Annotated in this window: 25 protein-coding genes; 24 read left to right on the forward strand and 1 reads right to left on the reverse strand. The window is 55.1% G+C overall.

Annotated elements, in window-relative coordinates:
- The first annotated feature begins 227 nt into the window (after positions 1–227).
- The 22 genes from GXX57_03265 (at position 228) to GXX57_03370 (ending at position 20,148) form a co-directional block, all read left to right on the forward strand.
- On the forward strand, positions 228–443 hold the full coding sequence (locus GXX57_03265) for a hypothetical protein (GenBank protein HHV43676.1): 216 nt from the start codon (positions 228–230) through the stop codon (positions 441–443).
- A 504-nt stretch (positions 444–947) separates the two neighbouring features.
- Positions 948–1,973, forward strand: a complete 1,026-nt coding sequence (gene hrcA / locus GXX57_03270) for a heat-inducible transcription repressor HrcA (protein ID HHV43677.1) — start codon at positions 948–950, stop codon at positions 1,971–1,973.
- A gap of 60 nt (positions 1,974–2,033) precedes the next feature.
- Positions 2,034–2,711 carry a nucleotide exchange factor GrpE gene (gene grpE, locus GXX57_03275; protein ID HHV43678.1) on the forward strand — a complete coding sequence of 226 codons (678 nt, stop codon included), beginning with the start codon at positions 2,034–2,036 and terminating at the stop codon, positions 2,709–2,711.
- Between the two features lie 23 nt (positions 2,712–2,734).
- On the forward strand, positions 2,735–4,546 hold the full coding sequence (dnaK, locus tag GXX57_03280) for a molecular chaperone DnaK (GenBank protein ID HHV43679.1): 1,812 nt from the start codon (positions 2,735–2,737) through the stop codon (positions 4,544–4,546).
- Positions 4,547–4,577: 31 nt separating this feature from the next.
- Positions 4,578–5,741 carry a molecular chaperone DnaJ gene (gene dnaJ / locus GXX57_03285; protein HHV43680.1) on the forward strand — a complete coding sequence of 388 codons (1,164 nt, stop codon included), beginning with the start codon at positions 4,578–4,580 and terminating at the stop codon, positions 5,739–5,741.
- Positions 5,734–6,627 (forward strand): 50S ribosomal protein L11 methyltransferase, encoded by an 894-nt coding sequence (prmA, locus tag GXX57_03290; protein HHV43681.1) that lies wholly within the window; start codon positions 5,734–5,736, stop codon positions 6,625–6,627. Before dnaJ ends, prmA begins: the two co-directional genes overlap by 8 nt.
- Positions 6,620–7,381: a 16S rRNA (uracil(1498)-N(3))-methyltransferase gene (locus GXX57_03295; protein ID HHV43682.1), complete on the forward strand. Its 762-nt coding sequence runs from the start codon at positions 6,620–6,622 to the stop codon at positions 7,379–7,381. The genes prmA and GXX57_03295 overlap by 8 nt, the downstream gene beginning before the upstream one ends.
- Position 7,382: 1 nt before the next feature.
- On the forward strand, positions 7,383–8,684 hold the full coding sequence (gene mtaB / locus GXX57_03300; protein HHV43683.1) for a tRNA (N(6)-L-threonylcarbamoyladenosine(37)-C(2))-methylthiotransferase MtaB: 1,302 nt from the start codon (positions 7,383–7,385) through the stop codon (positions 8,682–8,684).
- Positions 8,685–8,767: 83 nt separating this feature from the next.
- Entirely contained in the window at positions 8,768–9,112 is a 345-nt protein-coding gene (locus tag GXX57_03305) for a histidine triad nucleotide-binding protein (GenBank protein ID HHV43684.1), read from the forward strand.
- A 68-nt stretch (positions 9,113–9,180) separates the two neighbouring features.
- Complete coding sequence (locus tag GXX57_03310; protein HHV43685.1) at positions 9,181–9,366, forward strand: 30S ribosomal protein S21; 186 nt, start codon at positions 9,181–9,183, stop codon at positions 9,364–9,366.
- 66 nt (positions 9,367–9,432) lie between these two features.
- Entirely contained in the window at positions 9,433–10,761 is a 1,329-nt protein-coding gene (locus tag GXX57_03315; GenBank protein HHV43686.1) for a nodulation protein NfeD, read from the forward strand.
- Positions 10,762–10,864: 103 nt separating this feature from the next.
- The gene (locus GXX57_03320) at positions 10,865–11,074 is read left to right on the forward strand and encodes a hypothetical protein (protein HHV43687.1); all 210 of its coding nucleotides are present in this window, start codon (positions 10,865–10,867) and stop codon (positions 11,072–11,074) included.
- 254 nt (positions 11,075–11,328) lie between these two features.
- Positions 11,329–12,354 (forward strand): flotillin-like protein FloA, encoded by a 1,026-nt coding sequence (gene floA / locus GXX57_03325; protein HHV43688.1) that lies wholly within the window; start codon positions 11,329–11,331, stop codon positions 12,352–12,354.
- 2 nt (positions 12,355–12,356) lie between these two features.
- A complete protein-coding gene (locus tag GXX57_03330) occupies positions 12,357–12,803 on the forward strand; it encodes a hypothetical protein (protein HHV43689.1) in 447 nt (148 codons plus the stop codon).
- Positions 12,804–12,906: 103 nt separating this feature from the next.
- Positions 12,907–13,215, forward strand: a complete 309-nt coding sequence (yqfC, locus tag GXX57_03335; GenBank protein HHV43690.1) for a sporulation protein YqfC — start codon at positions 12,907–12,909, stop codon at positions 13,213–13,215.
- 3 nt (positions 13,216–13,218) lie between these two features.
- Positions 13,219–14,424, forward strand: coding sequence for a sporulation protein YqfD (locus GXX57_03340; GenBank protein HHV43691.1), 1,206 nt, complete (start codon positions 13,219–13,221; stop codon positions 14,422–14,424).
- Positions 14,425–14,500: 76 nt separating this feature from the next.
- Positions 14,501–15,442, forward strand: coding sequence for a PhoH family protein (locus tag GXX57_03345; GenBank protein HHV43692.1), 942 nt, complete (start codon positions 14,501–14,503; stop codon positions 15,440–15,442).
- Between the two features lie 27 nt (positions 15,443–15,469).
- Positions 15,470–17,671: an HDIG domain-containing protein gene (locus GXX57_03350; GenBank protein HHV43693.1), complete on the forward strand. Its 2,202-nt coding sequence runs from the start codon at positions 15,470–15,472 to the stop codon at positions 17,669–17,671.
- Positions 17,671–18,162, forward strand: coding sequence for an rRNA maturation RNase YbeY (ybeY, locus tag GXX57_03355; protein ID HHV43694.1), 492 nt, complete (start codon positions 17,671–17,673; stop codon positions 18,160–18,162). Before GXX57_03350 ends, ybeY begins: the two co-directional genes overlap by 1 nt.
- The gene (locus tag GXX57_03360) at positions 18,140–18,853 is read left to right on the forward strand and encodes a phosphatase PAP2 family protein (protein HHV43695.1); all 714 of its coding nucleotides are present in this window, start codon (positions 18,140–18,142) and stop codon (positions 18,851–18,853) included. The genes ybeY and GXX57_03360 overlap by 23 nt, the downstream gene beginning before the upstream one ends.
- Positions 18,854–18,871: 18 nt before the next feature.
- Positions 18,872–19,909, forward strand: a complete 1,038-nt coding sequence (locus tag GXX57_03365; protein ID HHV43696.1) for an MBL fold metallo-hydrolase — start codon at positions 18,872–18,874, stop codon at positions 19,907–19,909.
- Positions 19,909–20,148: a DUF3006 domain-containing protein gene (locus GXX57_03370; GenBank protein HHV43697.1), complete on the forward strand. Its 240-nt coding sequence runs from the start codon at positions 19,909–19,911 to the stop codon at positions 20,146–20,148. Before GXX57_03365 ends, GXX57_03370 begins: the two co-directional genes overlap by 1 nt.
- Here the strand turns inward: GXX57_03370 and GXX57_03375 are convergent.
- On the reverse strand, positions 20,122–20,418 hold the full coding sequence (locus tag GXX57_03375) for a DUF3006 domain-containing protein (protein HHV43698.1): 297 nt from the start codon (positions 20,416–20,418) through the stop codon (positions 20,122–20,124). The genes GXX57_03370 and GXX57_03375 overlap by 27 nt on opposite strands.
- Before the next feature lie 211 nt (positions 20,419–20,629).
- Here GXX57_03375 and cdd point away from each other — a divergent pair, with 211 nt between their 5' ends.
- Together cdd and GXX57_03385 are read left to right on the forward strand one after the other, a co-directional pair.
- The gene (gene cdd / locus GXX57_03380; protein ID HHV43699.1) at positions 20,630–21,058 is read left to right on the forward strand and encodes a cytidine deaminase; all 429 of its coding nucleotides are present in this window, start codon (positions 20,630–20,632) and stop codon (positions 21,056–21,058) included.
- A 1-nt stretch (position 21,059) separates the two neighbouring features.
- On the forward strand, positions 21,060–21,518 hold the full coding sequence (locus GXX57_03385) for a GNAT family N-acetyltransferase (protein HHV43700.1): 459 nt from the start codon (positions 21,060–21,062) through the stop codon (positions 21,516–21,518).
- Positions 21,519–21,532 lie beyond the last annotated feature (14 nt).

Consider the following 21,532-nt stretch of genomic DNA (forward strand, 5'->3'; position numbering starts at 1 on the left):
AACAGTCTCGTTTCGGATGCATATGATGATTGGGGTCTAAGGGTAGACCGCAGGGGAGGGAGGTGATGGCGGAAGCTTTGTTCTTTTAGGGGATATGTTTGATAGGTTCGGGAAATAGGGATTGAGATGGATGAACTTTTCGGGAAGGAGGTTCTGAAGAGAGCTTTATCCGTCTTCTGAAAAGTGGAACCCTATTCTTGTGTGCCCTTGTCCTGGTTTACATAGGTTTGCTACGGGTACCGATGTACGAAGTGACCATAGGAAGTGATTACGCCGTGGGCTATGTTTCCAAGTCGATCTTCAACCTAGTGGCTCCGAAGGTGCACGATGGTATTCGGGTGATTTATCAAGTGGATTTTCCTAGACTCTTTTACACCGAGGGCATCATCTTGGTTATCTTTGCCTTGCTCTATACCGGTGTATCGGCCTTAGCCAAGGATTGACACCGGAACCGGATGTTGGCACCAGGAAACCTGACTAGGGTGAAGGATTGCACCCCTTGTGGGGCTGGGACAAAATTAAATCGAAGGATGGGAAGGGATGGAGAAAGGATTCATACTGCTACTGCCTTGGGCCATCCCTGTCCCAGGGTCGAGGGTGGTCTTCCCATCAGTCACAGTGGGAAGATCCAAGAGGGATCACGTTAGCCCCCTTTACCCCCATGCCGATGGTGTAGAAATCATCCGTAGGGAGGGCAACCTTGACGTTCGCCAAAAGGCCGAGCTGGTTCCTATGCACCATGTAGAGGCGGTTTGGCGGTGCAGGAAACCTGGGACTAGGTCCATGGGCCTGTTGGTTGAAGCAACTTGACCTCGAATTCGGTGCCAATAGCCCAGGGGGCCTCGCCCTTGACAAAGCCACCGCCCGGTGGTATTTTTAACATGAATGCTGTTAGCACTCTTGTTCTATGAGTGCTAAACCCAGGTGCTCGTGATGGGGGTGTGGTCATGGACGATAGAAAGCGCAAGATACTAGAGGCAATTACCGATGATTATATCTCCACCGCAGAACCTGTCGGCTCCCGGACCATCGCCCGGCGGTACAACCTGGGGATTAGTGCCGCCACCATCCGCAATGAAATGTCGGATCTGGAGGAGCATGGTTTCCTACATCAGCCCCATACTTCAGCGGGGCGGATTCCCTCGGATAAGGGTTATCGTTTTTACGTAGATGTGTTAGTACAACCGGATCCCATCACGCAGGCGGAACAGCTGCGGATTAGGAGAGAGATCAGTGCCAAACGGCGCGAGATTGAGGATACCATTGCCTATGCCACCCGGCTGTTGGCCGCATTGACCAAGTATACCTCCATCGCCGTAGCGCCTAACCTCGGTGCCAGCCGTTTCCGCCATGTACGTATCCTCCCTCTGCACGAGAAGAACGTGATGGTCATCTCCGTGATCGATCCCGGTTTTGTCCAGAATCGGATTCTGGAGACTGGTCGGCGTATCACCGAGGAGGATGCGAATCTGATGTCGGAGCACCTAAGTGCCCTATTGGGAAGGTCGACCCTTACAGATCTGACCAGAAGCGTCATTGGAGAGATCCGGGACATAATTGATGACCAGAAGCTGTTCGAGGAGATCATGGACCTGTTGGAGCATGGACTTGACAGTAACCCCCAGGAGAGAATATATTTAGACGGTGCTACCAACCTGCTTGAACAGCCGGAGTTTACCGATGTGGAGAAGGCCAAGTCGCTGCTCAAAGTCCTGGAAGGACGTAGGCTGATGCTGGATCTTCTGGATCCCATTCGGATCCGGGGGGACCTGCGGGTGGTAATTGGCTCTGAGCATCCCTACGAGGAGCTGCACCGTTGCAGTATTGTCATGTCCACGTATCATATCGGTGGTCAGGTCTTCGGAAGCATAGGGGTTTTGGGTCCGACCCGGATGAATTATCGGCGATCTATGGCTTTCGTGCAGTTTATGGCCGAAAGCTTGAGTGAAATACTCACTGAGATTACCCGGTGATTGGAGTTTTGCCATCCCACCGGGAATCTGCGCGTGGAGAAGTCTTGAGAGGTGAATAGATTGGATAAAGATCCTGCCGTGATCGGCGAGGAGCAAAATGTCGCGGAACAGGGTGAACACCGAGATCTAGAAGCGGACAACGGGGGACCCAACACTGAGGAACAGACTCAGTCTCCCGCGCCCGAGGAACTATTGGCAAAGATGCAAGCGGCGTTGGAGGAGACGACGCAGAAGCTTGCAGAGGTTAGCGAAGAGAAGCAGCAACTGCAGGATCAGTACCTGCGTTTGCGGGCTGACTTTGAAAACTATCGGCGACGTACCCGTCAAGAAAAGGCAGAGGCCGGTGAACAGGCGATCGCTGCCTTCGTTTTGAAGCTGTTACCCGCACTGGATAACCTCCAACTGGCGGTCCAAAATCAAAGCAGCAGCGGTGAGGCCGAACAGAGCGTGGCCGCGGGTGTGCGCATGGTACTGGATCAGTTGGAACAAGTGTTCAAGGACCATGGGATCCAGGCAATCGCCGCGGTGGGACAGGAGTTTGACCCCAGATTCCATGAGGCCCTGATGATGGTGGAAACCGATGAGGTTTCTCCTGGCTGGGTCGTGGAAGAATTAAGACGGGGTTATATCTTTGATGACCGGGTGCTACGGCCGAGTCTAGTGACGGTGGCGGTAGCTTCCGAGCAACAAGCTAGGGAAGAAGAGCCCAATGACGGTGAACAGACCGAGAGTCTTTAATAGTAAGAAGGAGTGGGTTTTGAATGGGAAAAATCGTTGGGATTGACTTGGGTACGACTAACTCGTGCATTGCGGTAATCGAAGGTGGTGAACCGGTCGTTATTCCCAACCGAGAGGGTAGCCGCACTACTCCTTCGGTTGTTGCTTTTACAAAGGACGGAGAACTTCTGGTGGGGGAAGCGGCCAAGCGTCAGGCCATTACCAATCCGGAACGCACCGTATTGTCCATTAAGCGAGACATGGGAACTAACCGTAAGGTGAAGATTGGAGATAGAGAATACACCCCCCAGGAGATCTCAGCGATGATCCTGCGTAAACTGAAGCAGGATGCGGAAGATTATCTGGGAGAAGAGATCACCGAGGCGGTCATTACCGTTCCGGCCTACTTTACCGACTCCCAACGCCAAGCCACCAAGGATGCGGGGCGGATCGCTGGGCTGGATGTGAAGAGGATCATCAACGAGCCAACGGCAGCATCGTTGGCCTACGGTGTAGATAAGGAAGACAACCACACCATCCTGGTCTTTGACTTGGGCGGGGGGACCTTTGACGTCTCCATTCTGGAACTGGGAGATGGTGTCTTCGAAGTGATCGCTACCCGGGGGAATAACCGCCTGGGAGGAGATGATTTTGACCAGCGGATCATCAATTACATGGTGAATGATTTCAAGAACAAGCATGGTATCGACTTGACCCAGGATCGGATGGCCATGCAGCGCCTCAAGGAAGCGGCGGAGAAGGCGAAGATTGAGTTGTCCGGGCGGCAGATTACCACCATCAATTTGCCCTTTATCTCCGCGGGCCCCAGTGGTCCGCTGCATCTGGAGTTGGAGCTTACCCGGAGCAAGTTTAACGAACTGACCGACGATTTGGTAGAGGCCACCATGGAACCGGTCCGGGCTGCTTTGGCCGATGCCCAGCTGAAACCGGAACAGATCGACAAAATCATCCTCGTGGGTGGTTCCACCCGTATCCCGGCGGTCCAGGAAGCGATCCAGCGGTTGTTGGGCAAGGAGCCCAGCAAGGGAATCAATCCCGACGAGAGTGTGGCCATTGGTGCCGCCATTCAAGCGGGAGTCCTGGCCGGTGAAGTGAAGGATTTGGTGCTGCTTGATGTAACGCCCTTGTCTCTCGGGATTGAGACCCTAGGTGGTGTGATGACCACGCTCATCAAGCGGAATACCACCATTCCCACCAAACACTCCCAGGTCTTCACCACCGCGGCCGATAACCAGACCACGGTGGATATCCACGTACTCCAGGGAGAACGGGCCATGGCGGCGGACAACATCACCCTCGGTCGTTTCCAGCTGACCGGGATCCCACCGGCCCCCCGGGGTGTGCCGCAGATCGAGGTTACCTTCGATATTGACGCCAATGGTATCGTCAATGTTTCCGCGAAGGATCTGGGCACCGGTAAGGAGCAAAAGATTACCATTACCTCCAATACCGGCCTTACCGAGGAAGAGATTCAGCGCATGGTGAACGAAGCCAAGAATTACGAGGAAGAAGATAAGAAACGCCGTGAAATGGTTGAACTGCGTAACGAAGCGGAACAGTTAGGCTACTCCGTAGATAAGACCCTGAAGGAGCTGGGGGACAAGGTCACCGAGGCGGAAAAGAGTCGGGTGGAGGCGGCGAAAGCCGAGTTGAACAAGGCCCTCGAGGGCGAAGATAAAGACAGAATCAAAAACGCCATGGAGGCTTTGACCAAAGAACTCCATGAGCTTTCCACTAGACTATATCAGTCCAAGGGTGGGGGGCAGGAAGAGCACGGCAAATCGGCGGGAGATGACAACGTAGTAGACGCCGATTTCAAAGAAGTAGACAACTAGATTGTGTAGACAGTTACCGAGGTGGTAAGGTTTGGCCAAAAGAGATTATTATGAAGTTCTAGGTGTGGGGCGCGATGCAACGGAGGCAGAACTGAAAGCTGCCTTCCGTAAGTTGGCCCGTAAGTACCACCCGGATGTAAATAAAGAACCCGATGCTGAGGAAAAATTCAAGGAGATTAACGAAGCCTACCGAGTTCTCAGTAACCCGGAAACCCGCGCCAAGTATGATCAGTTCGGACATGCGGCCTTTGAGGGTGCCGGGGGCGAGGGCGGGTTTGGCGGCTTCGATTTCGGGGACTTTAGCGATTTTGGCACTATCTTCGAAGATCTTTTCGGCGATATTTTCTCCCAGGGGAGAGGACCGGCCCGCGGGCCAGTCCGCGGTAGTGATTCGCAGACAGAGATCACGGTGGAATTCGAAGAGGCGGCCTTTGGTGTGGAGAAGGAGATCTCCATTGACCGGGTGGAGACCTGTGACCACTGCCATGGCAATGGGGCAGAACCGGGTACGCCCATCAAACGGTGTCCCGAATGTGGGGGGACGGGTCAGGTGCGGCGGGTGCAGCAGACCTTCCTGGGTCAGATGGTCAATGTGCAGACCTGTCCCCGCTGCCACGGGGAGGGCGATGTTTACGAGACCCCCTGTGGACGCTGTAACGGGAAAAAGTTGGTGCGCAAAAGGAGTAAAGTCAAGGTTACGGTACCCGCCGGCATTGATTCTGGACAGCGCCTGCGGCTGGCCGGGCAGGGTAATGCTGGAAGGCGGGGTGGCCCCGCGGGGGATTTATACGTCTATGTCCGCGTGAAGCCCCATAAGCTTTTCACCCGCCGGGGCAACGATGTGCAAGTGGAGATGCCTATCAGTTTTGTCCAGGCCGCTTTAGGGACCGAGCTGGAGGTTCCCACGTTATACGGGCCGGTGAAGCTCCAGATTCCCGCTGGGACCCAGCCCGATACCAGTTTTCGCCTTAAGGACAAGGGTATCTCCGATGTGCGGGGCTATGGCCGGGGGGATCAGTATGTGGTGGTCAAGGTGCAGGTACCCAAGCAATTGACTGAGGCCCAAAGAGAGCTTCTTTTACAGTTTGCCGAGATTTCCGGCGAAAAGCTCGACAAGGGTCCCTCCAACCAACAGCAGAAGGGGTTTTTCGGTCGAGTAAAAGATGCTATCGATGGGATCGGTCGTCATGGATAAAAGACAACAAGAGATATCTTGGGTGCAGTTAGAATTGATCGGGCCTATGGCCTATAGTGAACTGTTGGCCATTATCCTGCAGGATGCGGGCTGTGCCGGTACCTGGTTTGAGGAACGGGGGGAAGACGTGCTGGTCCGGGGCTACCTGGCCGGTGAGGATATTGCCCCGAAGTTGGAGCAGGTGCAAGGGGCCCTGGCGCGTTTGGCTGCGGCTAACGGATTACCCAAAGGCGCCTTTTCCCTCCATAAAGAAGCCTATGCCCCCACCAATTGGGCCCAGCGTTGGAAGGAGTATTACACTCTACAACCCATTGGTTCTCGCTTTGTGATTGTCCCCTCTTGGTTGAAGGACAAAGGGATCCCTGAAGACAGGATCCCTATTTTCCTTGATCCGGGGATGGCCTTCGGGACCGGGTTACATCCCACCACCCAATTGACCTTGGAGTTTGTGGAACAGTGGACAATACCTCAGGATCGTGTTTTCGACATTGGTTGTGGCTCGGGGATTTTGGCCATTGGTGCCTGCAAGCTGGGGGCTGGCCCAGTGGTGGCGGTGGATAACGACCCGGTGGCGGTGGCAGAAGCCCGGGAGAATCTGGCCCACAATGGTATTTCCGAAGTACAATGCATAGCCATGCACGGTGTTTTTCCTCAGGTGCCTGTGGGACAGGCGGATCTTTTGATTATGAACATCCTGGCCGAGGTGATCATTGCCCATGCCCGGGCGATCAAGGAAAAGGTGGTCCCTGGTGGTCGGTTTATTGCCGGCGGAATTACCCGGGGCAAAAAGGAGGATGTGATCACCGCTATCTGCAATGAAGGGTTTAAACTGTTGCAGGTAGGGGAAAGGGAAGAATGGACGGGTATGGTTTACCAAAATGAGTAGACATCGGTTTTTGGCAAGAGAGATCGACCCTGCCGCAGGTTTTGGGCTAGTCGCGGATCCAGACGAGATCCATCACCTGACCAAAGTGCTACGCCTGCGGGAGGGTGATGAGATTGAAATCTTCGATGGGAAAGGTCAGCAGTACTTGGCCTGTATTTGGGAGTTTTCCGAGGGAGTCAAGGTGCGCATTGTTGACCGTTTACCCCACCGGGAGTCTTCCCTGCAGATCACCTTATTGCAAAGCATTGGCAAGGGGGACAAGATGGATACGGTGGTGCGGGAGGGTACCCAGCTGGGGGTTTGGCATTTTCTCCCTTGCATGACCGAATATGGGGTAGTACGTGTGGAAGGGAAGCGGGCTGCTGCCAAGGTAGAGCGGTGGCAGCGGCTTGCCCTCGAGGCGGTGAAACAATGCGGTCGGGCCTGGGTGCCGGTGGTTCACCCCGTGCAGGATTTCGCCGCCGGCTTGACCTTTGCCCAAGACCAGCTGGGCTGTGATTTGCTCCTTTGCTTTCATTACCCGGCCCCCCAGGGCCTAAGGGAAGTGTTGCAAGGGGAAGAGGGTCGCTCTATCCTGGTGATAATCGGCCCCGAGGGGGGGTTTAGCCCCGGGGAGATCGCCCAAGTGGAAGCAATAGGCGGGCGGATTGTAGGCCTTGGTCCCCGGGTTTTACGTACCGAGACCGCCGCGGTGGCGGCCTTGAGTGCGGTGGGCTATGCTTTGGGGGATCTGGGCGCTGAAGGAGAGTGCTAGTATGGTGCAGGGCCAGAGGGTGGCCGGATTCACCTTAGGTTGCAAGGTAAACCAGTACGATACGGAAGCGGTCTTGGATCTGTTTGTCCAGGCGGGTTACCAAGTGGTAGACTTCGATGAGCCGGCAGATGTATATATCATCAACACCTGTACGGTGACGGTCATTGGGGATCGAAAAAGCCGCCAGGCGGTGCGCCGGGCGGTTCGCACCAATCCCGAGGCGGTGATCGTGGTTATGGGGTGCTATGCCCAGATGGAGCCCGAGGAGGTGGCTCAGATTCCCGGGGTGGATGTGGTGGTGGGGACCCGGCACCGCAGCAAGATCCCGGAGCTGGTGGCCCAGGTCCAAAGGACCAGGGAGAAGTATCAGCTGGTGGGAGAAGACGGGGACTGGGACTACGAAGCCTTGGGGGTCCGGGGTGCGGCCGGTGGGCGAACCCGGGCCACCTTGAAGGTGCAGGATGGTTGCGATCGCCGCTGCACCTATTGTCGGGTGTCTTTGGCCCGGGGACCGGCCCGCAGCCGTCGGCCCGATTCCATCTTTGAAGAGGTGCAGCTTCTGCAGGAGTCTGGCTACCAGGAGATCGTGGTTACCGGTGTGAACCTAGGGACCTATGGTAAGGACCTGGCCCAGGGACAGGATCTGCAATGGCTCTTGCAGCAAATCACCCAACGGTTTTCTGGAAGGGTGCGGGTCAGTTCCCTAGAACCCCAGGAGCTGGATGAGGGTTTGATCGAGTTCATGGCCACGACCCCCAGGATTTGTCGGCATCTACATATGCCATTGCAAAGTGGGGATCTGCCCATACTGCGCCGGATGGGACGACTGTACACCCCAGAGGAATTTGCCCGGCTGGCTAGCCTGTGGCGGGATCTGGTCCCCTTGGGAGGACTGACCACCGATGTAATTGTGGGTTTTCCCGGGGAGGACGAGGAAAGCTTCCAGAGGACCTATGCTTTCATTGAGCGTATGGCTTTCTCTGGAATGCATATCTTCCGCTTTTCGCCCCGGAAGGGGACAGTGGCCGCTAGCTTTTCCGATCAAGTCAGCGGTGCAGAGAAGACGGCCCGGGCCCAGAGGTTAGACGAGCTGGCTCAGAAGCTTCAAGAACAGTTTTGGCAGCAGCTTGTGGGCAGGGAACTTGAGGTTTTGTTTGAGGAAGAGGCCGATGGCTACTTAACCGGCTTAACAGACAACTACGTTTCGGTAAAAGTGTTAGCTTCCCCCTCTTTACTTGGACAACTCTGCCGGGTTATGATTACAGGGGTAAAAGATGGTCAAGTGTATGGAGAATTACACTAGATGAACACCGAAGCAAGCAGGAATCCCTTGACCACTGTCGAAATCTCTAGAAGATGGTGTAATGGGAGAGAGGGGGTGTAGATTTGTCTGATTGTCTGTTTTGCAAAATCGCTGCTGGCCAGATCTCATCGGATATAGTTTATTCCGATGAGCAAGTGGTAGCCTTTAAAGACATCAACCCCCAGGCTCCGGTGCATCTGTTGATCATCCCTCGCAAGCACATCCCAAACGTCAACAGCATCGAGGAAGATGATCGGACCTTGATTGGCCATATCCATCACATAGCCGCCAAGCTGGCAAAAGAGCAAGGTTTCGCCGATGATGGATATCGGATCGTCGTCAATTGTGGTGAGCAGGGTGGACAGACTGTGATGCATTTGCACTTCCATCTGCTCGGAGGACGGTCACTCGGTTGGCCTCCCGGTTGATGTTCGCAAAGCGGACCCACTGCCAGTGCTATCGTTGGTTGGCTTTTTACAGGAGGGGAGGGATACAAGTGACCGAAGTACGGGTTAGCGGTAACGAGTCCTTCGATAAGGTGTTACGGAGATTCAATAGAGAGTGCCGACGGGCCGGAATCTTCCAGGAGTCCCGCAAGCGGGAACACTACGAGAAGCCCAGTGTACGCCGGAAGAAGAAGTCTGAGGCGGCGCGAAAGAGAAATCGCCGAAGAGATTATTAATTCTGATTAAGTGGTGCCCTGAGGTTGGGGCACCTCTTTGTTTTTTGCAGAGAGAGGGGCGGTGCCGTGGTGAAACAACACAGCAAGATCATCCTGCCGGTGCTTCTGGTGCTACTGTGGTTTACGGGCATTGCATCCGCCGAGGTGGTCCATGTGGTGCCGGTGAAGGGCGAGGTGCAGATGGGGATGGCCCGGTTTGTGGAAAGGGCCATCAAGAACGCGGAAGCCAAGGGCGCGAGTTTGATCATATTGGAAATCGACAGTGTCGGCGGTCGGGTCGATGCGGCCTTAGCCATTAAGGATGCCATTGCCCATAGTCAGGTGCCGGTTTGCGCCTATGTGCGAAGCAGGGCCCTTTCGGCTGCAGCGTTGATCGCCCTTGCCACGGAACAGATCTGCATGCATCCGGGAAGTACCATTGGGGCCGCAGAGCCCAGTCCCAGTGATGAGAAAACCGTCAGCGCCCTGCGGGAGGAGTTTGTGGCTGTGGCAACCTTAAGGGGCCGGGATCCGTCGATTGCCGCGGCCATGGTGGATCGCAGAATTGCCATCGATGGTTTAGTCCGTTCCGGCGAGATTCTGACCCTAGATGCGGCCAAGGCTGTGGAACACGGGATCGCCGATTTTCAAACCACAAACCGCGGGCAGGTTTTTGCGGCCCTGGGGGTGACCAATCCAACGGTGGTGGAGGTGGCCCCGAGACTAGCCGAGCGCCTGGCGGGGTTTGTTACTTCACCTGTGATCAGCTCTATCCTTTTAACCGTGGGCTTTTTGGGTTTGATCGTGGAGATTGTAACCCCTGGATTTGGCGTGGCCGGTGTCCTTGGTCTTACGGCTTTGGGCTTGTTTTTCGGCGGCCATATGTTTGCGGGGCTAGCAGGTTTTGAAGTGATTATTCTCTTCATTGCCGGTATCGTTCTGTTGATCCTGGAAGCGTTCGTGATCCCTGGCTTTGGTGTGTCGGGGGTTCTTGGCTTGCTCTCCGTCTTTTTCAGTATCTTTCTGGCCTTTGCGGACCCGGAAGTGGCCCTTTATTCCATCATTGGATCCCTGGTTGCCAGTGTGGTTCTGTTCCTGCTAGTGTTTCGGCAATTGAAGCGGGCTGGGAAATTGCGGCCCCTGATTCTAAGCACCGCCGCGGTTAGGGAGGAGGGATATATCACCAGTGAGCCTCGCCGAGATTTGTTGGGAAAAGTGGGGATTACCACTTCTGTGTTGCGTCCGGCTGGTACCATGGAGATCGATGGGGAACGGCTAGACGTGGTTTCCGGTGGGGAGTTCATTGAGAAAGGGGTCCCCGTGGAGGTGTTCGAGGTTTTCGCCAACCGCATCGTGGTCCGGCGGGTGGCCAACTACCCAAAGCAAGAAGAGGTTGAACCGCAGAAGAAGGAGTAAGAATAAGGCTGTCCCGTCCCTTTGCTTGAGATGCTTTTTTCTTGGAATCGGGAGGAGTAGGTCGGGTTTTATCAAGGAACAAGGAGGTTGCCCCGTAGGCCAGATGGGATTTCTTGATCTGGTCGTATTGATTGTACCGTTGGGTTTGCCTATTTCCATTTTCCCTTTGTTAGTTTTGTGGGAGACTGCTCGGCGTGCCGGGGTGAAGCTCAAGTTGTCCAGGCTTGTCGCGACGCACATGCAGCGGGTTCCACCGCGGAAGATCCTGTTGCCGTTGATTATGGCGGCAAAGGCGGGGGTATCAGTGACTTAAATCGAACTGGAAGCCTCATCCTAATGGGGGAATGGGGAAGTGGTGGTTCGCGGGCTGATTGCTGCCCAGCATCGGTGTTTTCCTTTCCTTTATGGAGGCGTGTGCCATATACCTTGCGGGCCGTTCGGTCCTGGAAGAAGTACGGCAAAGGGCCGGGGTACAGGAAAAGAGTAATCTTGTTGCTGATATTCTTGGGCAAGGATAAAATGGGGGTTAGGTAAGAGAAATAAAGAGGTTGGCAAGGAGGTTCATCGATGGGTTCCGAAGCGTATGTTTTCCTTATACCAGTTGGTTTGATTGTCGTGTTGTTGTTGGTGATTCTCAGCTTTGTGCCCTTGGGGCTATGGATTTCAGCCCTGGCGGCAGGGGTCAGAGTCAGCATTTTTACCCTCGTGGGTATGCGTCTGCGCCGGGTTCCGCCGGGGAAGATTATCATGCCTCTGGTTAAGGCCGTGAAGGCAGGTTTACCTGTGACCATTGATAAACTAGAGGCCCATTACCTGGCCGGAGGAAATGTGGACCAGGTGATTGATGCCCTCATCGCCGCCCACAGGGCCGATATTCCCCTGACCTTTGAGCGGGCTGCGGCCATTGACCTGGCGGGTCGACAGGTGCTAGAAGCGGTGAAGATGAGTGTAAACCCCAAGGTGATCGAAACCCCCGTGATTTCCGCGGTGGCTAAGGACGGGATTGAACTGAAGTGCAAGGCCAGGGTGACTGTACGGGCGAACATCGATCGTTTGGTGGGAGGAGCGGGAGAACCGACGATCATCGCCCGGGTGGGCGAAGGGATCGTGACCACCGTAGGTTCGTCAGCGGATCACAAAGCTGTTTTGGAAAATCCGGATCTGATCTCCAAAACGGTCCTGGAGAAGGGCCTTGATGCGGGTACCGCCTTCGAAATTCTGTCCATTGATATAGCCGACGTGGATGTGGGTAGGAACATTGGTGCCCAGTTGCAGATTGACCAGGCGGAAGCGGACAAAAACATTGCCCAAGCCAAGGCTGCAGAGCGCAGATTTGCGGCTCAGGCTTTGGAACAGGAAATGTTGGCCCGGGTTCAGGAAATGAGGGCGCGGGTAGTGGAAGCCGAAGCTCAAGTGCCCTTGGCTATCTCTGAAGCTCTGAAATCTGGAAACCTGGGAGTTTTGGACTATTACGCGATGCGCAATATCGTGGCCGACACCCAAATGCGGGAAAGCTTGGCCCGAAGCGAGGAGCCGGAGTTTGGGGATGAACCCAAGCAGCAAAAGAAGACTCCGCCTAAGGAGCAGAAATAGGCATGAGGTACGCGTTTTTTGCCTTCCTGTTGATCGCGGTTGTGATTAACCTGCTTGAGCATCTGGCTGGGCAACGAAGGCCAAACAAGTCCGTTCCTCCACAGGCTCGGGGCCCCCAAAGACCACCGGAGGTGATTTTCCCTGCCCCGGAGCCGGCGGAAACTGTCTGGGCCCCTCCGGAAACGGTGATTGTCCCGTCGGTAGATGAACTGTCATCCGAAGAAGAGATGTCGTTTACGGTGGACGCGGCTTCATTTCAGGTCACGGAAGGGCCCGCTGAGTGTTCCGATGCCCAGCAATCCGATGAAGAGTGGTCGCTGGTGACGATGGTGTCCCCATCAAGCTTGCGACAAAAAAGGGTGAATTTGAGGCAGCTGCGCCAAGGGATCATCCTCAGCGAGATCCTGGGGCCACCTAGGGCCCTGCGGCCATGGCAGTTTAGGAAATAGATAGGGAAAGAGCCCCGCATGGATGCGGGGCTCTTGTTCTAAAGCGGGGGGATCGGACATATAAAATATCTAGAATGCTGCCGGAGGAAAGGGGGGCTTTCCCCTGGTCAGACAAGGATATCTCAATTTCCTAAAACGTCTAATCCGCGCCTTCGAATTGCCCGAAGATGTGGTTTTGGATTTGCCCCGGCTGACCATGATCGGTCAATACCAACTGTATATTGGCAACCATCGGGGAATTTTAGAATTTACCCAGTCAAAAATGAAAATTCAAAGCACACATGGACCCATCCTGGTGTTGGGGGAAAAACTCAGGATCATCAGCATCACCAGCCACGAGCTTTTGATCGCTGGCCTCATTGGACAAGTGATCCTGGAGGGTACGCAGTCGAACCGGGGAGGGACTGACTAGGGGATGCGCTGGTTATGGCTTTACATATGTGGGTATGTTATAATAACCCTAAAGGGCACAGACTTAGAGGCGGTCCTTACTGCCGCTAGTCTTGACGGTGTGGAATTCGGCCAAGTGCGGCGGATTCTCCCGGATACGATCTGTTGTCGGGTTTCGGTGGCAGATTGGCGAAGACTTAGGGATTACATCCCCAAAGGACGGGTGCGTTGCACAGTACTGAAGAAGGTCGGCGTGCCCTTTTTGTTACAACGGATGGCTAGACGCAAGGTATTGGTCACGGGAGGAGTCCTGTTTTTATTTTTAGTCTACCTGTTATCTTCCTACGTCTGGTTCATCAAAGTGGTGGGATACGAAAGAATTGCCCCGGAGGAAATCCTTGCCATTGTAGGTCGGGCGGGATTGGTTCGGGGTGTGCGCAAGAGCGAGCTAGAACCCGATGACATCGAGAAGCGGCTGTTGCAAGAACTGCCCGGTTTGGCCTGGGCCAGTCTATCGGTTCGGGGAACCCTAGTGACCATTGAAGTGGCCGAGAAGACGGTGGTGGACAGTCACCTCCAGGAAAGTGGCGACCTGGTGGCCAGTGATCCGGGGATCGTGCTGGATGTGATCCCTATTCGAGGTACGCCCCGGGTTTCCAGTGGCGAGACGGTGGTACGGGGACAGGTTTTGATCAGCGGAGAGCTGGCTTCTTACGATCCGCAGTATCAGGAGCTAGTACGAGCCGGCCAAAGGCCCTATTTGCGGGCCGACGGAATCGTCACCGCGTTGGTGTGGTATGAAGAGCGGGGGCGTACTCCTATGGTGCTTGAGGTCAGGGAGCTTACGGGCAACCGGGAACGTTCTTCGCAACTGTTGGTGGGGCCCTATGCCCTAGGCCGCTTTCGCACCTCCTTTACGGAGTACGATGTGGAGACCGACCGTCGATACTGGGAAATTTGGGGATGGCGGCTGCCGGTTGGACGGCAGGAGCAGGTTTTTCATGAGGTAGAGATAGCACGGTATACACTAGATCATGAAGAGGCCAAGCGGCTGGCCAAAGAGCAGGCCCTAGCAGCATTGCAGGAGCGTATTCCCGGGGTCGAGGATGGAGAGATCCTCTCGGTCACCTACGCGCTGGTGACCGAAGGGGGAGTGGAATACATGGAGGCCAACGTCCTGGTGGAAATGCGCAAGAACATTGCGGAATTCGTTGCCAACACAGACGATTAATCTTCGGCGAGGGGGTAACAGAGCAATATTGGAAAGTGGAGTGCAGCGGAGTCTTTTGATTGAAGATAACGCCGCGATGGTTTCCCTTTGTGGCGTTGGTGATGAGCATATACAGATGTTGGAGCAGGAACTGGGCGTGAAGATCGTGGCCCGGGGGAATGAGTTCAAAATCACGGGGGCTCAGGAGCAGGTGGACAAGGCGGAACAGGCCCTGGAGGAGCTTGCCCAGATCGCCAAAAACTGGGGCGGGATTACCACCCAGCAGGTCCGTTATACGTTGGATTTGGCCAAGAAGGGTGAAGCCAGCCAGCTACACGAAATGTCCAAGCTGGTCATTGAGGTGACCGCCCGGGGCAAACAGATCGTGCCCAAGACTAAAGGTCAATTGCGCTACGTGCAAGCCATTCAAGAAAACGGGGTCGTCTTTGCCATTGGACCCGCGGGAACGGGGAAGACCTATTTGGCCGTGGCCATGGCGGTGGCGGCTTTGAAGAGCAAAGGGGTCAGCCGTCTCATTTTGACGCGGCCAGCGGTGGAGGCCGGAGAAAGCCTCGGTTTTTTGCCGGGAGATTTGGTGACGAAGGTGGATCCTTATCTGCGTCCACTGTACGATGCACTTTTTGATATCCTTGGTCAAGAGGCTTACCGGCGGTATATGGAGCGGGGCATGATCGAAGTGGCACCCCTGGCCTACATGCGGGGCAGGACCTTGGACGATGCTTTCATCATCCTTGATGAGGCCCAAAATACTACCCCGGATCAGATGAAGATGTTCCTGACCAGGTTGGGCTTTGGTTCCCAGGCGGTGATCACCGGGGACATCACCCAGATCGACCTGCCCAAGGGGAAACGTTCTGGTTTGGTTGAGATCCAAAAGGTCCTCAAAGGGATCGAAGGGATCGCTTTTGTATATTTAGAGAAACGGGATGTTGTGCGCCATCAATTGGTGCAACGGATCATTCAAGCCTACGAAGACTACGAGAAAAACCAGAGCGCCGACGAGGAGACGGAGCCTTAGGTTGCTTTGGATCAGAGGTGTTAATCGTTGAACCCCCGTAAAAAGCAGAAACAAAAAAAACAGGCCAAGTTCAAGTTGGCCCTGGATAACGGCCAGATTTATCAGTGGTTGATCGGTCTGGCCACCTTTGTTTTAATTTCAGTCATTGTGTTAATTGATATGGTGCCCAAGTTAGACCTGACGGTGGGCTCGGTGGCTCCCGAGACTATTTACGCCCCCCGGACTATCCGGAATAACTACGCCACGAGCCTCCTGGAAAGGCAGGCCGCGGAGGAAGCGGCCCGGCAGGCTAGCCAGGATCCTAATAACTACGATATTAACACCGTGGTGGGGTTGGAGGCCACGGAGGATATCCTGGCCCTGCTTGAGCTGGTGAAGGACAAGCGACAAAGCTTGGGTTTGTGGACGGTGGAGACGGAAGAGACCGGGGAAGGTACCGAAGAAGCGATCCCGGAGACTGTGCCCCAACTACCCACCGGGGCCGATGTGGATGAAGTGCAAAACAAGGCCTTGGAGCAGTTGGGTCTTCGGCTGACCGACCGGCTTACGGAAGTGTTGCTACTGTTGCCTGCCCAGACTTTGAGCGAGGGGATGACAGGGCTGGCCCAGATCGTGGGTGACTTTCTCCAAAGGGAACGGATTAGCGAAGCGGATGTGCCGGCTAAACGGAACCAACTGGTGGCATTGATTCTAGATAGCTCCCTGCCGGAGGAGTTCATCCCCGAAGCCCAGGAGATCGCGGCGAACCTGGTGCAGCCCAACCTAGTCCTCAACCTGGAAAAGGTGAAGGCAGCGGAACGGGAGGCCATCAGTAGGGTGGAACCGGTGATGGTGCCCCAGGACTCCCGGATCGTGGGTAAGGGTGAAGTGGTGAATGAAGAGCAGATCCAGATCCTAAACGATTTGGGGATGTTGAAGACCAGCAGTGTCTATCCCATTATGTTCGGGGCCCTAATTGTGCTCACCCTGATCTTTTGCGGTCTTTTTGTGTACCTGTATCAATATGAGCGCACTATTCTCAAGGAAATTCGGCAATTGGGTCTGTTGTGTCTGGTGAGCGTGTTGGTGGTCTTTCTTAGCAAGTTGATGAGTGTGTTGTCCTGGCCCTACGCGGCGTACCTGGCACCGGTGGCCATGGGTACAATGCTGTTGGCCATCTTGCTGGATTCGCGGCTTGCGGCCATCTGTGCCGTGGCCTACGCTATTATTGTAGGTTTGATCTCGGGCTTAGATTTCCGATATGCCATCGGAGCGGTGGTCAGTGGCCTCACGGGGGTATACAGTGTTTCCAAGGCCAGTCAGCGCTCAGATATCACCCGCGCTGGCTTCGTGGTGGGAGTGGTGCTCTTCCTCACCATTGTGGGGATTGGGCTTGTGCAAACCGACGGGGAGCTTTTGAAGCATTCCTGGGTAGGATTGGTGAACGGTCTGTTGTGCGGCGTTTTAGCTATCGGGTCCCTTCCCTACCTGGAGACCCTCTTTGATGTTACTTCCTCCATTAAGCTGCTGGAGCTGTCCAATCCTAATCAGCCGCTATTGCGGCGGCTTTTGGTGGAGGCGCCGGGAACCTACCACCACAGTGTCATCGTGGGGAATTTAGCGGAATCGGCCGCCGATGCCATTGGTTGTGATTCCATCCTGGCCCGGGTGGGTGCCCACTACCATGATATCGGTAAGCTGAAACGCCCCTATTTCTTCGGGGAGAACCAGTTCATTCCGGAAAACCCCCATGACAAGATTGCCCCCAGCCTCAGTACGTTGATTATTATCTCCCATACCAAGGACGGGGTGGAGTTAGGGAAGCAATATAAGTTGCCCCAGATGATCATTGATTTTACCCAGCAACATCACGGAACAGATCTGGTCCGGTATTTCTATCACAAGGCCCTGGAGCAGAGCAGGGATGGAGAGGTGGACGAGGGCGATTACCGCTATCCCGGACCCAAGCCCCAGACTAAGGAAATCGCCATTGTGATGCTGGCGGATTCGGTGGAGGCGGCGATTCGGTCCTTGTCTAAGCCTACCGCCGGCCGGATCGATGGCTTGATTCGAAAGATCATCAAGGATAAACTGGATGCGGGGCAGTTGGATGAATGCGATCTTACCCTGCGAGATTTGAATACCATCGCGCAGGCCTTCAGTCGGGTGCTCTCAGGGATCTACCATAGCCGGGTCCAGTATCCCGAGACCGTGATGGAGGAACTGCAACAGAAGAAGGCGAAAAGCTAATGGTGAACGTGATTATCCTTGAAAACCTGGATCAAAGGACTCTGGACGAAGACACCAGGCAGAAAATTACCGCGGTGGCCCAGACGGCCTTCCGGCTTTGTGACATCACAGCCGGTGAAGTCACGATCCTTTTCGTGGAAGCGGAGGAAGGGGCCTTGCTCAATAGGAATTATCGGGGCAAGGAAGGGCCCACCGACGTCTTGTCTTTCCCTGTGGACCCCGCAGAGGTCACCTTTTTGGATCCCGAAGAACGTCCCCTGGGGGATATTGTCATCTGCTATCCCCGGGCGCTGGAGCAGGCCCAAGAGTACGGCCATTCGATTCTCAGGGAGTTGTGCTTCCTTACCGTCCATGGCTGCCTGCATCTGGCCGGTTATGACCATCAGGACGAGATGGAAAGGCGCCGGATGCGGGCCATGGAGGAGACCGTCCTTAAGGAATTGGGCCTGGAACGCAGGTGGGATGCAGATGAGGAGATACCGGCACCGTAGCCTTTTGGAAAGCTTCGAAGACGCCCTCAGGGGTGTTGCCCTGGCCCTACGCACCGAAAGGAATCTAAGGATCCACTTTGTCACGGCGGTTTTGGTCACCGCCGGCGGGCTACTTTTAGGGTTAAGCACCTTAGAGATGGCGGTTTTGGTGTTGATTATCGGGATGGTAATCACCGCTGAGCTCATCAACACTGCCATTGAGTTCATGGTGGATCTTATCGAGCCCACAGAGCATCCCTTCGCGGCCATGGTGAAGGAAATCGCGGCGGGGGCGGTGTTGTTTGCCTCCTTGGTGGCAGTGATCATCGGCTTTTTCCTTTTCGGTCCCCGCCTGGCGCCTTTACAGTTGCGTTGGCGGGACCTTTTGCTGTCCAATCCCTTTTTCCTCATCGCCAGCTCCGTGCTCGTGGTGGCCTTCACGGTAATTACCATCAAAGCCCTGCGGGGCAAGGTAGTGCTTCAGGGAGGCATGCCCAGCTTTCATGCCGCGGTGTCCTTCGCCCTGGCTACTTTGGTTTTCTTTCTGTCGGTCCAGCCCTACATAGTATTCTTGGCCTATGCCCTGGCCCTGCTGGTGCTCCAAAGCCGGGTAGAGGCGAAGATCCACTCCCTTTTGGAAGTGGTGATCGGGGCAGTGTTGGGTAGTGCTATCGTGACCCTGCTGGTGGGCATTGCTCGCTGCCTGGGCTAGAGAAGGGGAGGATTTAGGATGTTCCGCAAGTTAAGAAGTTTGTTCGTCCTGTGGTTGCTTCTGGTCTTGACCTTACCCACCTGGGCCCTAGAGGTCCATTTTGTGGACGTGGGCCAGGGAGATGCTATTGTGGTACGTACCGATGTGGGGGCAGTGCTCCTCATCGACGGAGGAGAGACGGGTCCCGGCAGAAATGTGCTGGTCCCCTACTTGCGTCAACTGGGAGTAACGAAGATCGATCTAGTGGTGGCTACCCATCCCCATTACGATCATATCGGAGGACTTGTTCCAGTGTTGGAGGAGTTTCCCGTGGATCGGGTGGTGGCCTGTGGACAGATCCATACTAGCAGTACATATATCCGGTTCTTGGAACTAATCGATGAAAAGAACATCCCCTTCCGCACGCCCCGGCAAGGGGACCGACTTAGTTTGGCAGGGGTGGACGAACTGGTGGTGCTCTCACCACCGGCGGAGATGTTCGGAACGGATCTTAACGAAAACTCCCTAGTTCTGCAGCTTAGATTCGGAGACATCTCTTTCCTCTTTACAGGGGACATCGGGCATGTGGCGGAGCTTGCCCTGGTGGGGAGCAATTTCCTTACGCCGGTGACGGTCCTAAAGGTGGGACACCACGGCTCCCGCTATTCCAGCCATGGGGATTTTCTTGCGGTGGTGTTACCGGGGATCGCGGTGATCCAGTGTGGGCAGGACAACTCCTACGGTCATCCCCATGGGGAGGCCATAAGCCGCCTAAATGCAGTGGAAGCCAAGATCTACCGGACCGATACCCATGGTCATATCGTGGTCACCACCGATGGGACAAGCTACGGGATCACGGTACAGAAGGGGAGTGTTCCGGGGCTGATCGATTTGAACACCGCCACCAGGGAACAGCTGATGTCGCTGCCGGGAATAGGTGCTACCTTAGCCCAGCGGATTATCGAGTACAGAGAACAGCATCCCTTTACCAACAAGGAAGAGCTAACCCAGGTGCGGGGTATTGGCGCCGGGATCTATGAACGGGTGAAGGATCTTGTCACGGTGGGGGGAGAGTAATGGCGCGGACTTTCCGACTGGTGATCGATCAGCTCCATGACGATCTAGCCACGGTGTTGGTTGAGTGGGAGGGGCAGGAACACCGGATCGTGGTGCCGAGGACATTATTGTCTCCCCGTACCCGGGAGGGCCAGGTCTTTCGGCTGACCATCGAAGCCGACGAGGCCGAGGAGGCCCGTCGGCGGGCCCATGTGGCGGCTTTATTGGAAAAATTAAAGTCCAAGGAGACCGCGGAGTAGTTTTCCGGCCTGCTCCCGGCGGGCTTGTTCCAAGTCCGGACGGGGGATAAACAAAAGCTCCAGCACTGCCCCTTCGTGGGGGTCCGGTAGTTGCCAGACGGGCAGGGCCAGATGCAGGCTTTCGTCCTCGGCCCAGAGCAGTAGGGCGACATCGGCTTCGATCTTGTCCACAATATAAATCTGGCCCGTGGAAGAGGTATCGGTGGGCTGGACCACCAAAAGACAGAGGAGAAATCCGACAAGAAGCATACTCAACTTCTGCTTAATCATGTATTACCTCCTTTGTACATCTGATAAAGTGGGTATATACCTAGTTCGACCCTGAAGGAATCTTTCCTGCTTAAGCCCATGTACTTCGGATAGAATAGTATCAAGCGCCCAATAACCCTGTAATTGAAAAGCCAGCACGGGCGAAGGGCGGAACCTGTGCGGAGTCTGCTGTTTCTGAGGTTCCAAGAAGGAAATTCTCGCCCCCTAGAGAATGCACAAGGATGGAGGTGTGTGTGGCTTGTGTAAACCCGATGAAACCATCCAGGAATTGATCAATAAAGCCCGACAGGTTCGCCAGTTTTCCTACGCCCCCTATTCTAACTACGCGGTGGGTGCCTGTATTCTCACCGAGGACGGTGAGTTCTTTGCGGGCTGCAATGTGGAGAATGCCGCCTTTCCCCTGGGAATCTGCGCTGAACAGGTGGCGGTGGGAAAAGCAATCAGCGCGGGAAAACGTGCCTTTCGGGCTATTGCTATCGTGGGAGAGCACCCAAGCCCACCCTGTGGCGGTTGCCGGCAGGTCCTCTTCGAGTTTGGCGCCCACACCCAGGTGATCATCGCGGACTTGGCAGGGAACTATGAGGTGACCACCGTCGGTGCTCTGTTGCCCAAAGCCTTTCTCCTGAAGGGAGAGGACTGACTTGTCCCTGGTGGTCTTTCGACTGGAGGAGGTCACACCACAGATCATGGAACGCCTCACCCACCTGGAAAAAACTGCCTTCGGAGAAGGGGGCATGAATCACTGGCAGCTGGCCCCCCTGGTACGCTATGGTCGGGTGTTTTGTTTGGCCTATGGGGGGGAGATCATTGGGGTGATGGAGTTCATGCGCACTTGGGACCAGTACGCATGTTATTTAGTGGGGATCACCATTGTACCCCAGTACCGCTCCTTGGGTTACGGTAAGTATTTTCTAAAACAGGCCCTAGACCAGATCCAAAGGGATGGCTTTAGGAAGGTCCTGCTTACGGTGGCTGAGGATAACATACCCGCCCGCCGGCTGTATGCCTCCTTTGGTTTTCAGCAAGTGGGTTTCCTGAAGGATGAATACGGGCCTGGGGAGGATCGGTTGCTTCTGGAGCTGGAGCTAGACGAGGTTTAAACTTCTGTGGTATT

The sequence above is a fragment of the Bacillota bacterium genome, from assembly GCA_012839765.1.
Lineage (GTDB): Bacteria > Bacillota > Limnochordia > DUMW01 > DUMW01 > DUMW01.

Excerpts from the sequence above, each read along its gene's own strand:
- mtaB (HHV43683.1), top strand. The coding sequence starts at position 7,383 with ATGGTGCAGGGCCAGAGGGTGGCCGGATTCACCTTAGGTTGCAAGGTA.
- GXX57_03340 (HHV43691.1), top strand. The coding sequence starts at position 13,219 with ATGCGCTGGTTATGGCTTTACATATGTGGGTATGTTATAATAACCCTA.
- GXX57_03370 (HHV43697.1), top strand. The coding sequence starts at position 19,909 with ATGGCGCGGACTTTCCGACTGGTGATCGATCAGCTCCATGACGATCTA.
- GXX57_03365 (HHV43696.1), top strand. The coding sequence starts at position 18,872 with ATGTTCCGCAAGTTAAGAAGTTTGTTCGTCCTGTGGTTGCTTCTGGTC.
- cdd (HHV43699.1), top strand. The coding sequence starts at position 20,630 with ATGCACAAGGATGGAGGTGTGTGTGGCTTGTGTAAACCCGATGAAACC.
- GXX57_03375 (HHV43698.1), bottom strand. The coding sequence starts at position 20,418 with ATGATTAAGCAGAAGTTGAGTATGCTTCTTGTCGGATTTCTCCTCTGT.
- prmA (HHV43681.1), top strand. The coding sequence starts at position 5,734 with ATGGATAAAAGACAACAAGAGATATCTTGGGTGCAGTTAGAATTGATC.
- GXX57_03360 (HHV43695.1), top strand. The coding sequence starts at position 18,140 with ATGAGGAGATACCGGCACCGTAGCCTTTTGGAAAGCTTCGAAGACGCC.
- GXX57_03320 (HHV43687.1), top strand. The coding sequence starts at position 10,865 with ATGGGATTTCTTGATCTGGTCGTATTGATTGTACCGTTGGGTTTGCCT.
- GXX57_03295 (HHV43682.1), top strand. The coding sequence starts at position 6,620 with ATGAGTAGACATCGGTTTTTGGCAAGAGAGATCGACCCTGCCGCAGGT.
- ybeY (HHV43694.1), top strand. The coding sequence starts at position 17,671 with ATGGTGAACGTGATTATCCTTGAAAACCTGGATCAAAGGACTCTGGAC.
- GXX57_03345 (HHV43692.1), top strand. The coding sequence starts at position 14,501 with ATGGTTTCCCTTTGTGGCGTTGGTGATGAGCATATACAGATGTTGGAG.
- dnaK (HHV43679.1), top strand. The coding sequence starts at position 2,735 with ATGGGAAAAATCGTTGGGATTGACTTGGGTACGACTAACTCGTGCATT.
- hrcA (HHV43677.1), top strand. The coding sequence starts at position 948 with ATGGACGATAGAAAGCGCAAGATACTAGAGGCAATTACCGATGATTAT.
- GXX57_03330 (HHV43689.1), top strand. The coding sequence starts at position 12,357 with ATGAGGTACGCGTTTTTTGCCTTCCTGTTGATCGCGGTTGTGATTAAC.
- floA (HHV43688.1), top strand. The coding sequence starts at position 11,329 with ATGGGTTCCGAAGCGTATGTTTTCCTTATACCAGTTGGTTTGATTGTC.